At 64.4% G+C, this 15,348-nt stretch carries 5 protein-coding genes; 3 read left to right on the plus strand and 2 right to left on the minus strand.

What is annotated here, in order from left to right; genetic code table 11:
- Window positions 1-2: 2 nt before the first annotated feature.
- Window positions 3-2,093, minus strand: a complete 2,091-nt coding sequence (locus ASF84_RS04195; RefSeq protein ID WP_056835557.1) for a hybrid sensor histidine kinase/response regulator — start codon at window positions 2,091-2,093, stop codon at window positions 3-5.
- A 1,277-nt stretch (window positions 2,094-3,370) separates the two neighbouring features.
- Here ASF84_RS04195 and ASF84_RS04205 point away from each other — a divergent pair.
- Window positions 3,371-4,108, plus strand: a complete 738-nt coding sequence (locus ASF84_RS04205; RefSeq protein WP_056835560.1) for a tellurite resistance TerB family protein — start codon at window positions 3,371-3,373, stop codon at window positions 4,106-4,108.
- A gap of 15 nt (window positions 4,109-4,123) precedes the next feature.
- Here ASF84_RS04205 and ASF84_RS04210 read toward each other — a convergent pair whose 3' ends face one another.
- Window positions 4,124-9,691, minus strand: a complete 5,568-nt coding sequence (locus ASF84_RS04210) for an NEL-type E3 ubiquitin ligase domain-containing protein (protein WP_056835562.1) — start codon at window positions 9,689-9,691, stop codon at window positions 4,124-4,126.
- A gap of 218 nt (window positions 9,692-9,909) precedes the next feature.
- Between ASF84_RS04210 and hrpA the strand changes: the two genes are divergently transcribed.
- Together hrpA and ASF84_RS04220 are read left to right on the plus strand one after the other, a co-directional pair.
- Window positions 9,910-13,821: an ATP-dependent RNA helicase HrpA gene (hrpA, locus tag ASF84_RS04215; protein ID WP_056835564.1), complete on the plus strand. Its 3,912-nt coding sequence runs from the start codon at window positions 9,910-9,912 to the stop codon at window positions 13,819-13,821.
- Between the two features lie 317 nt (window positions 13,822-14,138).
- A complete protein-coding gene (locus ASF84_RS04220; RefSeq protein WP_056835565.1) occupies window positions 14,139-15,260 on the plus strand; it encodes a beta-ketoacyl-ACP synthase III in 1,122 nt (373 codons plus the stop codon).
- Window positions 15,261-15,348: the final 88 nt, after the last annotated feature.

Raw genomic sequence — 15,348 nt, forward strand, 5'->3', positions numbered from 1 at the left:
CGTCAGGCACCCGAAGTGCGCAATTGAGCAATGCAGCCACTCAAGGTGGCAATCGAAAACGGTTTTGTCAGCACATGCATGCCGCTGCCCAGTGTGTCGTAGGTCAATGCCGCACTTTCGGCATAGCCGGTGACGAACAGCACGCACAAACCGGGGTTCAGTAGCCGCGCCGCATCGGCCAGTTGCCGGCCGTTCATGCCGCCTGGCAGACCGACATCCGTGACCAACAACTGGACGGGCGGGTGCTGGTGCAATACCTTCAAGGCCGCCGCGCCATGCTCGGCCTGCAAGACTGCATAGCCCAGGTCCACCAGCACCTCGCTCATCAGCTGGCGCACGGCCGGTTCGTCATCCACCACCAGCACCATTTCGCCACTGCCCGAGTGAGCCTGCCCGGCCGACAAGGCTTCGGTGGCCGGCTCAGGGGCCAGTGCGTCTTGCACCACAGGCAGGTAGATGCTGACCTTCGAGCCCAGCCCCGGCGTGGAGACAATCCTTACATCGCCGCCCGATTGCCGTGCAAAACCGTAGATCATCGACAAGCCCAGCCCGGTGCCCATGCCCAACGGCTTGGTGGTGAAGAACGGATCGAAGGCGCGGCCGATGATCTCCGGCGACATGCCGGTCCCGGTGTCGCTGACGCACAATGCCACATACTGGCCAGGCGGCAGTTCGTGCTGCTCGGCCAGCACCGGGTCCAGCGGCAGGTTACCTGTCTCGATCAGCAACCGGCCGCCATCAGGCATGGCATCCCGGGCGTTGTTGCACAGATTGAGCAGGGCGTTTTCCAGTTGATTGGGGTCTACCTGCGTGGACCACAGGCCGGGGGTGGTCGACACCTGCATGTCGATGGCCGGCCCTACGGTGCGCTGCACCAGCTCGGCCATGCCCTGGACCAGCGCATCGATATTGGTCGGTCGCGGGGCCAGGGTCTGGCGCCGGGAAAACGCCAGCAACCGGTGCGTCAGGGCTGCCGCCCGCCGCGAGGACTCCAGGGAGCCGGTGATATAACGCCCCAGGTCGTCAAAGCGGCCCTGGCCGATGCGCATTTGCAGCAATTCGATATTGCCGGTCACGCCCATCAGCAGATTGTTGAAGTCATGCGCCAGACCACCGGTCAGTTGCCCGACGGCTTCCATTTTCTGTGACTGGCGCAGGGCTTCTTCGGTGGCTCGCAGCGCCTCGGCCCGTTGCTTTTCCTCGGTCATGTGCTTGCCCAGCGCAAAGATCAGGCCTCTACCAGGCGCGGCCGTCCAGCCGAACCAGCGATAGCTGCCGTCCCGGTGCCGGTAGCGGTTTTCGAACAGTGGCAGCTCAAGGCTCTGGGCATGGGCCAGGGCGTGGCGGGAGGGCTCGACATCGTCGGGGTGCAGTCTGTCGGTGATCGAGGTGCCGATCAGTTCTTCGGCCTCAAGGCCCAGCAGAGCGCTCCAGGCCGGATTGACACGCTGGAAGCAGCCATTGAAGTCGACGATCGCCAGCAGGTCGGGTGACATCTCCCAAAAGGTGTCCAGCTCCATGGTGCGCTGTTCAAGGCGGGCAGTCTGGCGACGTTCCAGGCGCACCAGATCCTCGATCAGGGCCTGGCGCTGCAGCTCGCCAGCCTTGAGCGCCTGACGGTCCAGCACGTTGCGGGTGGTTTCATTGGTGCAGCAGAACACCCCGTGCACCTGGCCGTGCTCGTCGCGCAAGGGCGAGAAACAGAACGTCCACCAGGTCTGCTCGGGCTCGCCATAGCGCGCCATGGTCAGCGGCAGGTCATTGGCCTGAAAGGTTTCGCCGGCCAGGGCATTTTCGGCCATCGGCCTGACCTGATCCCATACATCGGACCACAGCACCGCGATGGGCATGCCTATGGCACCTTCGGTACGCGGTCCAAGGATCGGGGTGTAGGCATCATTATGGAAAAACAGCAGGTCCGGTCCCCAGATCAGGTACATCGACACCGGGGAATCGAGCATCAGGTGCAGCGCCGTTCTCAGTGCACCCGGCCACTGATCGACAGGGCCCAGCGAGGTTTGACTCCAGTCCTTGTGCCGGATGACCCGCGCCGCCTCGCTATTGCCGACGGGAAAACCAGTGCTTGATGTCACGTGCAGCAGCTCCCTTGCAAAGATGGGTGACGGTTGGACCAGAACGGCTTTTCGGCGAACGTCATGGAAGGTTCGAGGGATTGACCACACAGGCCGGCAAGGGTTGCACCTTGTCGTACGACATTTTGACAGCTGCCTCCCAAGGTCTTGTGCCTGGCACAAGATCCGTGGCGCTCATCAAACCTGTGGGCGGCGGCTTGCCGGCAAGGCCTATACACCTGCTGCGCCTATCACACAGCCATCGCCRGCAAGCCGCCTCCCACAGTCCGGTGCCAGGCCCGATATTCTGGGCGACATCAATCTGGTGGGAGGGGGCTCTGCCCCGGGCGGCGATCCGACGATGAGGCCAGCAAGGCCCATACACCTGCTGCGCCTGCCACACCGCCATCGCCAGCAGAGCTGCCTCCCACAGTCTGGTGCCAGGCACGAGACCTTGGGCGACATTAATCCTGTGGGAGGCGGCTTGCCGGCGATGAGGCCAGTACGGCCCATACACCTGCTGCGTCTGTCACACAGCCATCGCCAGCAGAGCTGCCTCCCACAGGTCTTNGTGGGAGGCGGCTTGCCGGCGATGAGGCCAGTACGGCCCATACACCTGCTGCGTCTGTCACACAGCCATCGCCAGCAGAGCTGCCTCCCACAGGTCTTGTGTCAGGCCCGAAATCCAAGGCGAAATCCAACTGGTGGGCGGCGGCTTGCCGGCGATGAGGCCAGTACGGCCCATACACCTGCTGCGTCTGTCACACAGCCATCGCCAGCAGAGCTGCCTCCCACAGTCTGGTGCCAGGCACGAAACTCAGGGTCACATCAAACCTGTGGGAGGCGGCTTGCCGGCGATGAGGCCAGCAAGGCCTATACACCTGCTGCGCCTGCCACACCGCCATCGCCAGCAGAGCTGCCTCCCACAGGTCTTGTGTCAGGCCCGAAATCCAAGGCGAAATCCAACTGGTGGGAGGCGGCTTGCCGGCGATGAGGCCAGTACGGCCCATACACCTGCTGCGTCTGTCACACAGCCATCGCCAGCAGAGCTGCCTCCCACAGGTCTTCTTGGGCGACATCAATCTGGTGGGAGGGGGCTTTGCCCCGGGCGGCGATCCGGCGATGAGGCCAGCAAGGCCTATACACCTGCTGCGCCTGTCACACAGCCATCGCCAGCAGAGCTGCCTTGCCACAGCTGACCTGAAACATTCCGAATCACACAGCCAGAGGGGCACACGGGACTTAGCGGCGGGTTTTTTGTCAATCAACCATCCAGTTCAGGTTCGAAGGTATTTCAGATGAATACGCGTGGTTTACTCGATCAATTGCTCAAGTCAGGGCAGCAGATGCTGCAGGATAAAGTCAGCGGCAAGCCGGGCAAGCATCGCTCCGGCAGCGGCGGCCTGGCCGGTGGCCTGGGCAGCCTGCTCGGGGGCGGCAAGTCATCGTCCGGCGGTCTGGGGGGCCTGCTTTCCGGGGCGGGCAGCGGGGCGCTGGCGGCCGGGGCCATGGGCTTGCTCAGGGGCAAGGGCGCCCGTGGCATGGGCGGCAAGGTATTGACCTATGGTGGCCTGGCGGCCCTGGGTGTGATTGCCTACAAGGCCTACAACAACTGGCAGGCCAGCCAGGGCCAGGCCGGGCAGCGCGAGCCGCAGACCATCGACCGGCTGCCTGATGACCAGGCCGAAGAGCACAGCCTGGCGATCCTGCGGGCGCTGGTGGCGGCGGCCAAGGCCGATGGCCATGTCGACGACCGCGAGCGGCAACTGATCGAAGGCGAGTTCGTCAAGCTCAACGATGATCGTCATTTCCAGCAATGGCTGCATGCCGAACTGGACAAGCCGCTTGACCCGGCCGAAGTGGCCCGCGCGGCACGTACACCGGAAATGGCGGCCGAGATGTACATTGCCAGCCTGGTCATGGTCGACCAGGAGCACTTCATGGAGCGCGCCTACCTTGAAGAGTTGGCGCGCCAGTTGAAGCTGGACGCGGGCCTGCTCCGCGAGCTGGAAGCCCAGGTCCGCCAGGCCCAGTAATCCGGTCAGGGCCGGTCAGGGCCTGGGAGTCGCCTCGCGGTTGGTCAGCGCCTTGATCAGCACCTGCTGGTCATGCTCATGCTGGCGCTGCAGGTCCTGAGCGCCCTGTCCGAAGGCCGGGTCATTGAGGCTTTCGACCGTTTCAGTCAGCACCATCAGGCTGTCGCGGTAGCCTTGCTCCAGGTGTTCGAAGCGCTCGGCGTAGTGCTCGCGCAGCCAGTCGGTCCAGAATCGCTGGCTGGCGGCAAACTGCAGGAACGCGTCGCCTTGCTCGCCGGCCATGACTTGCGTCAGAGCGCTGTCCAGCTCGCCCGGACGCAGCTCGGCGTGCACCTGATACAGCATATGCTGCGGGGGCACCGGCAGTTCCAGCCGTTGTGCCCAACGCAGGCGATAAGCCAGGCGCACTTCGGCCTCATCACGATCACCTGCCTGTGCACGGGCTATATCGTCCAGTGCCTGCAGGCGATACAGCCGGCGAGCCAGTTGCAGCAGCGGTGCGCTGCCAGGGTTGCCAGGCAGGTCGCGCAGCGCCTGGCCGGTGAAGACCATCACCTCCATCTGGTTGAACTCCAGGATGACGCCATCCGGGCATGTCTCGTCATGGCTGAGCAGGCGCAGTGGCTCCTCGGCCATTGCATCGAGGGTGGCCCGCAGTGCCGGGTCCTGGTCGGCCGCGTCCAGCACACGCCAGACGCGGTCGATCAGTTGGGTACGACTGCCGGGCTTGCGGTAGTCGGCGGTATGACGCAACTGGCCGACCATGTCCAGCAACTGGCGGCTGTCGGGGTGGCCGGCCAGCCGTTCCCAGGTCGCTGCGCGCACCGTGGCGATGGCGCTGTCCTCGCCTTGCCAGGGCCCGACCACCGGCGGCTCTGGGTCACGCGCCCTGGCCGCGCCATGGCGATGACCGGAGCCGTCAGATTCCGATCCGGAATCGGAGTCGGAGTCATGCGGTTCATGCCAGGAAATACTGCGGATGTCCTCCGACACGTCCATCAGGAACGAATAGGTGCGGTTATAGGCTTCCGAGACATGGGCACGCAGCATGTGCTCCTGTGACAGCGGGTTGCCCAGCAGGTTGATATCGCAGTGTTGATGATCGCTGCGTGGATTGGCCAGCAAGCTTTCAGGAATGTCCTGCAACCGGTTGTTGCTCAGGATCAGGGCCTCCAGTGGATCAGGCAGCAGATCCAGGATCCATTGCGGCCAGTGTTGCAGGTCGGTATTGCGCAGCGACAGCCAGCGCAGGCAACCGGTACGCAGGCCCGATACATCATGAATCTCGCCCAGCCGGTTGCCATCCAGTTCCAGCATTTCCAGTGCGGGCAGGCGGGCCAGGAAATCCACGGTCGACTGGTCTACGTTCAGGCCCTGGTCGATCAGGCCCAGCGTGTTGAGTTCGCGCAGCTCACTCAGGGCGCGAGGCAATTGCACCAAGGGCGTGACATGCCCGTTGAGCTGGAACATCGACAGCCGCGGAAAACGCCTGATCAGTTCGTCCAGTTGCTCGACGGTGGCATTGACCTGGTTGAGGTGCAATGCCCGCACACGGCTGCCCATGAAGGCCGGCAGGCGGCGAGGAAAGTCCGCCAGGTCGATCGACTCCAGCACCAGCGGGTCCAGGTCGGTGCCCAGCGAATAGGCATGCCAGTAGTCAAGCAGTGCCTCGCCAATGCGCTGGCGATCGGCAATGCGCTGCGCGTTCAATGGTCTGTTCGAGCTGGAAGCGCCTACCCAGCCCTCGATAGCCTCGACCAGGGCGTGGCGCTCTTCGAGCATTCTGTCCAGGTTTGGCTGCATCGAGGAGGGCATGTCCAGGGTGAAACGCAACGACATATCGCCCGCCTGCTCGCCCAGCCAGGCGCACAGCCGTGTGCCTTCGGACAGCGGGTTGCCACGCAGGTCGATATGGCTGCGATGCAGCAGGGCCGGCGGATTGTCCAGCACGGCCTGTGGCAAGGTACTGATCTGATTGTGAGCCAGTGATAGCTCACGGATCCGGGCCGGAACCAACTGATCGAGCCAGGCGGGCCAGCGATCCAGGCCGGTCCGCTCCAGCACCAGTCGGTCGACGTGCAGCCAGCTCAGGTCCAGCGACTGGAACGGGCTGAAACGGTTGCCGGACAGGTCCAGGCTGCGCAGGTGGGGCAGGCCTTGCAGGACATCCAGCTGCGCCTGGCTGAGCAACATGCCCTGATGGGGCAGGCCCAGTTCGGTCAGTTGCGGCAGGCTGCGCACCACCCGCTCCAGCAGGTCGGGAAAGCGTGACTGCAAACCGCTCGGCAGCGGGTTCTGGAGCATGGCGAGTGACTGCACGTTCGAGAACTGACGCAAGAAGCGCTCGAGCACCTCGCCGCTGGCCGTCGAGGTCTGCATGGCAGAACCGGCGGCATGAGCCGTCACGTTTTCAAGCCTCATGCGCGTGACTCGCTCGAAAAAGAACGCCGGCAGTTGCGCCGGAAAATCTTCCAGGGCCTGCGAGTGCAAGACCAGCAGGTAAGGGCTGCGTTGCAGTTCGGGCAGGCTGTTCATGCGCCAGTGGGTCCAGATCTCTTCGGCCATGCGCGTCCGGCTTTGCAGGCGCGCCGTATCCGCCTCGAGCCCGACAATGGCAGCGCTCTGTTCACTCCACCGCGCCAGGCTGGCGCGCAAGGCCATCTGTTCGTCCAGCAGGGTATTGAGGCGGGCGTCGATCTGCGCATGATCCAGGCCCAGCTTGAGCAACTGTTCATAAAGGTCTTCAGGGTAGAAATCTTCAAATTCCAGCAGGCGAATCTTGTCCACCAGGCTCTCGCGAGTAAAGGCCCAGTCCGGACGACCCCGGCCGCTCAGGGGATAACCGAGACGGCCGTCGGCCAGGCGCATGGGCGAGCGAAAGCCTGGTTTGACCGGCTGCATGCCCAATGCGCTACGCGCCTGGCGGCGCGGCAGCGGTCGTTGGCGAATCAAGGCCTGCAGGTCGGCACCCTGACTGACATGCGCCACCCCCAGTGCCTGGCGCTGGGCATCGGGCAAGGCGTGCAGGATGGCGGCGAACAGAGTGTCCCGACCGTCCAGGTGCAGGTTGTCGGCATCGCGGGGTTCATAACCGTCCGGGTATCTGACCAGCACCTTGCGAACAGGCGCTGTCTCGGCGCCGATGCTATCGCTCAAAAAGCCATGGAAATGCCCGTCGCGCACCTCCAGGCGTACATCGGCCGACCAGCCGGGCAAGTATTCCAGGCTGTGCAGCGCCAGCCTGTCGGTATCAGGGTTGGCCGCCACGCTCAGGTATAGACCTTCATAGGCCCGGGCCAGGCGTACCTGTTGACGATAAAGCCGTGCCTCTTCGGCCAGGCGCAGGGGCACGCCTGCGCCATCGATCAGGTGCGCGCGTTCCCCGGCGCTGGCCTGGGCCAGGATTTCCTCGGCCACAGGTTTCGGCAGCGGCGCCGGCAACTGCGCTTGCAAGGCCTGCACCGCAACATCGTCAGTGGTTTGCAGGGCCAGGTAGCGGCGCTGGAACCGCTCGCCATCATTGGCCAGTGCATGCGCGAGCCGGAACCGCTCGGCTGTGTCTGCCAGCAGGGCCGGTGGGCGCTGATGATCGTTTAACGCCTGGCGCAGCACCGAGTCGGGCAGGTCGCAGGTGGTAAGGATGTCGCGCATCAAGGCATCGGGATAAGTCTGGGCGTCATACCCCAGGCGACGTACCAGCGTCAGCCCCTGCATCTGCCCCGGCTGGTCGAGTTCATGCAGCCAGGCCCGGTCACCGTTGTGGCGCAGCGCCGGCCGGTAACCCCCGGCCTTGTGCGGATGCTCCAGCACATGCCCCAGGCCGCCGGCGCCTGGCTGCACTGAATAGTGCTGGCCATCGAGCACCAGCCAGCGCTTGCCCTGATAGGGCACCAGGCCCGACGCATCCGGCGTCAGCCCGGCCGGCAGCACGATGTCATGGGCAAAGGGCGTCAGGTCCGGCTTCCACAGGCGGGTACGGCCGTCGGGCAGGGTCACCGGCCTGAGCGGTCGCATCGGCTCCGGTGCCTCGATCGCGGGCAGTCGGCCGCCCTCGGCCAGGGCGCTGCCCAGTGCGGCGGTCATGGCCAGGTTTTCAATCACATCCACCAGATAGCCCAGTGCCTGGTCCTGCTCGCCCCGGGTCCAGCTTTCGATGCCTTCGAACACCTCATAGCCCAGCTGGGCGGCGGTGGCCGCCAGCATGATCTCGCCCAGCACCGGCACGGCGAAGGCCGCGACATTCAGGGTATTGAGGGCAAGATCGCGCCACCAGGCCAGGCGCTCGTCGACACTGCGCAGGTCCTGATCGGCGGTGGGCACGCCCTGCACGCGGGCATTGTCCTTGATGAAGGCCAACTTGCGCTTATACAACGTTTCGAACAGCGGCCCGCTCAGGCGGCTTTCGCTCAGGTGCAGGCGCGCCTGCGGGTCGGCAAATTGCTCCAGCCATTGCTGATGATTGCCGTCGGCCCGCAGTACCGTCGGGTAGAGCTGGCGATGCAGGGTATCGACGATGCGGCTGCGATGCCGGGCCGGAATGAAACGGCTGAAAAAGTCTGCATAGTCTTGGCTCAGCAGGCGTTGGCGTAGCGCATCATGAAAGGCCGCGGTCGATGGGTAGCCCCTGAGTGGCACCACCGGGTCGTCGGGTATATAGACCAGCACCGGTTCGACCACGGTGGCCAGGTCGCGGTCCTTGCCGATCAGCAAGATCCCGTCGAGCTCGACGTCCCACAGCCGCAAGGTGCTGCACACCAGGGGCTGGCCATCGAGGCTGGCCGCCGGCAGGTCTTGCACAAGGGCCAGCACGGCCTGGTAAGTGTCGGCATCGACACGTCGCTGCAGCCGCGCGATGTGCAGTTCCAGCAGCAGCGTCGAACGGGTGAACGCCTGCAGGTCTTCGGCACCTTGCGCGGTGAACACCTGATCGATGTGCGCCTGGTACTGGCCGCCCAGATCCAGCAGGCGCGCCAGGGCGGCAAACTCATGGGCGGCAATGGCCACCGGCGTGCCGCTGACGGTCGGCCCCAGGACCTGGTAGCTGTCGAACACCCCGGCCTTGAGTGCATCGCTTTCATCCATGGCCCCAGGCTCGGTGTCGGCGACCTGAAAGTTCTGCAGGGCCGCGTCCAGCAATGGTCGAATGGCCGCCTTCAATGCCCTGTTGGCCTCGATCAGCGGGTCCTTGGCCGCGCCCATGAACGAGGTGTCGGTGCGGGCATGGCTGGCGTGCAGCAGACAGGTCGTGCGTACATCGACCTCCAGGCCAAAGCGCGCCTTGATGCCGTTGACCAGGCGTGGCTCGGCAAACCCCTGCAAGGTGCCCAGCCGGTCCAGCAGGGGGGCAATGCGCTGTTGCAGGTCGTGGTGCCGTGCCGATTGCGCCTGCAGTCGGTCGACGACCTCGGGCAATGCCGTGCGCCCGGCTGCCAGCCAGGGCAAATCCATGGCCCGGCGACTGGCCAGGCGCAAGGCGGCGTGGGTGCTGGCCGGCGCCTGGCGCAGCCATTGCGGCACATGCGGATCGATCAGGTGTTGATGAAGGGCCGGCAGGGTATCGGCGGCATTGACAGTCATGTCCATATGAAAAAAAGCCTCATGGCGATTGAAAAGGCCGCGAAGCTTACCGGCGCGATACGGGCTTGCAGGCACTAACTATCTACCCGGCAGCGACGGCGAAAATGGGATTGAATCGGTGTGGGCGTACGCCCTGTGTCCGGGAACGCGTGGGGTTCTCCCCGAACCCTGCACAAATCTGCGACAATCCGGCCTTGTCCTTTCGACCTGACCTTGCGTACCTGATGACCGCCGAATCGCCCTCTATCGACCTGTTGCTGAAAAACCTCGACCACGCCATGAGCGGCGACCGTCATAAATTGCGCCGCCAGTTGCATGAGCTGCGCAAAAAACCTGACGAAGCAAAGCTGGCGTCGTGGCTTGAACGCTTCCAGGCATCGTGTGCAAAGGTCGAGGCGCGGCGCTTGAGTGTGCCGACCATCCGCTACGACGATCACCTGCCGATTGCCGCCAAGCGCGATGAGATCAAGGCCGCCTTGCTCAAGCACCAGGTGCTGATCATTGCCGGCGAGACCGGCTCGGGCAAGACCACCCAACTGCCCAAGATCTGCCTGGAAATCGGTCGCGGCCAATACGGCCTGATCGGCCACACCCAGCCGCGGCGGATTGCGGCGCGCAGCGTGGCCAGCCGGGTCGCCGAAGAGCTGGCCACGCCCCTGGGAGCACTGGTCGGCTACCAGGTTCGGTTCGAGGACCAGAGCGGCGATAACACGCTGATCAAGCTGATGACCGACGGCATTCTGCTGGCCGAGACCCAGAACGATCGCTTCCTGGAGCGCTACGACACCCTGATCGTCGACGAGGCCCACGAACGCAGCCTGAACATCGACTTTCTGCTCGGCTACCTCAAGACCCTGTTGCCGCGCCGTCCGGACCTGAAAGTCATCATCACCTCGGCGACCATTGACCTGCAGCGTTTCTCCGAGCATTTCAATGACGCGCCGATCATCGAAGTGTCGGGCCGTACCTTCCCGGTCGAAACCCTGTACCGCCCGCTGGCCAGCGAGCAGGACGAGGAGGGCAACAGCGTCGAGGAAGACCTCACCGTCGACCAGGCGATTTTGGCCACCCTCGATGAACTGGCGGCCATGGAGCGCAGCGAAGGCAAGCTGCCGGGCGATGTGCTGGTGTTTTTGCCTGGCGAGCGCGAGATTCGCGACGCCGCCGAGGTGCTGCGCAAGGCCCAGCTGCGGCACACCGAGATCCTGCCGTTGTATGCACGCCTGTCGCCGGCCGAGCAGCAGCGCATTTTCCAGTCGCACCCAGGGCGCCGCGTGGTGCTGGCCACCAACGTCGCCGAAACCTCGCTGACCGTGCCGGGCATTCGCTACGTGATCGACACCGGCACCGCGCGCATCAGCCGCTACAGCTACCGTGCCAAGGTCCAGCGCCTGCCCATCGAGGCGGTGTCCCAGGCCAGCGCCAACCAGCGCAAGGGGCGCTGTGGCCGGGTCGAGCCGGGCATCTGCATCCGCCTGTACAGCGAAGAGGATTTTCTCGGGCGCCCGGAATTCACCGACCCCGAAATCCTGCGCACCAACCTGGCGGCGGTCATCCTGCAGATGCTGCACCTGCGCCTGGGGGATATCAGCGACTTCCCGTTCATCGAGCCGCCGGACGGCAAGGCCATCAGCGACGGCTTCAACCTGTTGCAGGAGCTGTCGGCGGTCACCCGTGAAAACCAGTTGACCCCGCTGGGTCGCCAGCTGGCGCGACTGCCGGTGGACCCGCGCATGGGCCGCATGTTGCTGGAGGCTGCGCAACAAGGCAGCCTGCAGGAAGTGCTGATCATCGCCAGTGCGCTGTCGGTGCAGGATGTGCGCGAGCGTCCGCCCGAGCGTCAGCAGGCGGCCGACCAGGCGCATGCACAATGGAAGGACGCCGACTCGGATTTTGCCGGGCTGGTGAACCTCTGGCGCGGGTTCGAAGAGCAGCGCCAGGCGCTGACTTCAAGCCCGTTGCGCAACTGGTGCCGGCGTAACTTTCTCAATTACCTGCGCCTGCGCGAATGGCGCGATGCGCACCGGCAACTGAGCCTGATCTGCCGCGAACTGAAGCTGCCGGTCAATGCGGAACCGGCCGACTATGGCAAATTCCATAAAGCGATTTTGTCCGGTCTGCTCAGCCAGGTCGGCCAGAAGACCGAAGAAGGCGACTATCTGGGCGCCCGCCAGCGCCGTTTCTGGGTGCATCCCTCTTCTGGGCTGGGGCGCAAGCGTCCGCAGTGGGTGATGGCCGCCGAACTGGTCGAGACCACCAAGCTGTATGCGCGCATGGTGGCCAAGATCGACGTCGACTGGATCGAGCCGTTGGCCGGGCACTTGATCAAGAAGAATCACTTCGAACCGCACTGGGAGAAAAAGCGCGGCCAGGTCGTGGCCTTCGAGCAGATCACCCTGTACGGGCTGATCATCGTCGGTCGTCGTCCGGTGCACTATGGCCCGGTGGACCCGGTGGTGTCGCGCGAGATGTTCATCCGCGAAGGCCTGGTGCGCGGCGATATCCTGTCGCGGGCCAAATGCCTGAGTGCCAACACACGCCTGCTTGAAGAACTCGACGAGCTGGAAGCCAAGGCCCGGCGCCGCGACATCCTGGCCGACGAAGAAACCCTGTACGGCTTTTATGACGCACGGCTGCCGGCCGAGGTGCATCAGACTGCAACCTTCGACAGCTGGTACCGGGTGCACAGCCAGAAAGACCCGCAACTGTTGATCATGCGCGAAGAAGACGTGCTGGCCCGCGAGGCCAGCGAAGTCACCGCTGCACAATACCCCGACACCTTGCGCCTGGGTGAACTGACCCTGCCGCTGACCTATCACTTCGAGCCCAACCACCCGCGCGATGGCGTGACCTTGCGGGTGCCGGCGCCGCTGTTGCAGTCGCTGCCGGCCGAGCGCCTGGAGTGGCTGGTGCCGGGCCTGCTGGAAACCAAGTGCATTGCCCTGGTGCGCAACCTGCCCAAGGCCACCCGCAAGAACTTCGTGCCGGTGCCGGACTTTGTCCGCGCCGCCCTGCAGCGCATCACCTTTGCCGAGGGCTCGCTGCCCCAGGCACTGGGCCGTGAACTGTTGCGCATGACCGGCGCACGGGTCACGGACGAGGCCTGGAGCGAGGCCGCGGCCGAGCTTGAAGGGCACCTGAAAATGAACCTGGAGGTGGTCGACGGCAACGGCAAGTTCCTGGGTGAAGGCCGCGACCTGGACGCGCTGACCGCCCGCTTTGCCGAAGCCGGGCAAGCCGCGCTGGCCATGCCGCACAGCGCCAAGGGGCAGCAGCCGGTGGAGGCCAAGGGCTTTGCACCCGTGGCGCAGCAGACCCAGCAGAAAATCGCCGGACTGTCGCTGACCGTCTACCCGGCGCTGGTCGAGGAAGGCGGTACGGTCAAGGAGGGGCGTTTCCCGACCCAGGCCGAAGCCGAGTACCAGCACCGCCGCGCCTTGCAGCGCCTGCTGTTGCAGCAACTGGCCGACACCGCGAAATTCTTGCGCGGCAAGTTGCCGGGGCAGACCGAGCTGGCGCTGTTGTACCGTGACCTGGGCCGGGTCGATGCGCTGATCGAAGATATTCTGCTGGCCAGCCTCGACAGTTGCGTCCTCGAAGGCGAAGACACGCTGCCGCGCGATGGCGCCGGGCTGTTGTCGCTGGCCGAGCGCAAGCGCGGCGAATGGGCCGAGCATGCCGAGCGCCTGGCGCGCCTGACCCTGGACATTCTCAAGCTGTGGCACGGCCTGCAAAAGAGCTTCAAGGGCAAGATCGACCTGGCCCGAGCAGTGGCCCTCAACGACATCAAGGGGCAACTGGGCAAGCTGGTGTACCCGGGCTTTGTGCGCGAAACGCCGGGGCAGTGGCTCAAGGAACTGCCGCGCTATCTCAAGGCCGTGGAGCTGCGCCTGGAAAAACTGCCCGGCCAGTTGCAGAAGGACCGGGTCTGGAGCATTGAGCTGGGCGAGCTGTGGGCCCAGTACCAGGCCCGTGCCGCCAAGCACGCCCAGGAAGGCAAGCGTGACCCGGAACTGGTGACCTGGCGCTGGTGGCTGGAAGAGTACCGCGTCTCGCTGTTCGCCCAACAACTGGGGACCCGCATGCCGGTGTCCGACAAGCGGCTGAGCAAGCAGTGGAGTCAGGTGCAAGGCTGATAGTACCGACACTGCGGCTGTCCTTGGAGAGTGCAATGCGGTCTCTGGATTGTGCCTCACCCGTAGGAGCGCGCTTGCCCGCGACCGAGTGCGCAGCGCTCGCAAAATCTCCAAAACGCCGAAAATCTGCAGCGAATGACCGAAAAATTTGTGAAACGCTGAAATTTTACGACTGCTGCGCAGCCGGTCGCGGGCAAGCGCGCTCCTACAGCACGCGGGTGTGTTCGGGCTGCGATAGCACCCGCTTGCGGCGATATGTCAAACTTTGCGCCTTGCCTGGCCTATAGGCCCCTACCTTCAACAAGAGAGAAACGACCGTGCACAACGTCGTCATCAGCGGCACCGGCCTTTATACCCCGGCCCAGAGCATCTCCAACGAAGAGCTGGTGCAGTCCTTCAATGCCTGGGTCGCACAGTTCAACCACGAAAACGCCGCGGCCATCGAGCGTGGCGAGGTTCAGGCGCAGGCCGCGTCCGATGCTGCTTTCATCGAGAAGGCGTCCGGCATCAAGAGCCGCTTCGTGATGGACAAGCAAGGCATCCTCGACCCGCAGCGCATGAAGCCGTCGCTGCCCGAGCGCAGCAACGACGAGCGCTCGATCCTCTGCGAAATGGGCGTGGCCGCCGCCGAGCAGGCCCTGCTGCGTGCCGGCAAGACCGCCGCCGACATCGACGGCGTGATCGTGGCCTGCTCCAACCTGCAGCGCGCGTACCCGGCCATCTCGATCGAGATCCAGGCAGCATTGGGCATCCAGGGCTACGGCTTCGACATGAACGTGGCCTGTTCGTCGGCCACCTTCGGCATCCAGACCGCCTGCAACAGCGTGCAACTGGGCCAGGCCCGTGCCGTGCTGGTGATCAACCCGGAGATCTGCACCGCTCACCTGAACTTCCGCGACCGCGACAGCCATTTCATCTTTGGCGATGCCGCCACTGCCGTGGTGGTCGAACGGGCCGACCTGGCGACATCGGCACATCAGTTCGAGATTCTCGGCACGCGCTTGTCGACGCAATTCTCCAATAACATCCGCAATAATTTCGGCTTCCTCAACCGCACCGCTGATCAAGGCGTCGATGCGCAGGACAAGCTGTTCGTGCAGGAAGGCCGCAAGGTGTTCCGTGAGGTATGTCCGATGGTCGCCGAACTGGTGGGCAGCCATCTGCAGGACAGCGGCTTGAACGTCAGCGACGTGCAACGCTTCTGGCTGCACCAGGCCAACCTGAGCATGAACCACCTGATCGTCAAGAAATTGCTGGGCCGCGAAGCGACGCTCGATGAAGCGCCGGTGATCCTCGACACCTATGCCAACACCAGTTCGGCAGGCTCGGTGATCGCGTTTCACAAGTACCAGGATGACCTGCCAGCCGGCGCACTGGGTGTGCTCAGCTCGTTCGGTGCCGGGTATTCGATTGGTTGTGTGATTCTGCGCAAGCGCTGATCCACAGACCCTAAAAGCAGGCTCATGAAAAAGAGCCTGCCGGTATCGCCGGATGATGGGGAGCGATACCTGCAAGCTCTTTTCTTGA

The organism is Pseudomonas sp. Leaf127 (assembly GCF_001423155.1).
Taxonomy (GTDB): domain Bacteria; phylum Pseudomonadota; class Gammaproteobacteria; order Pseudomonadales; family Pseudomonadaceae; genus Aquipseudomonas; species Aquipseudomonas ovata.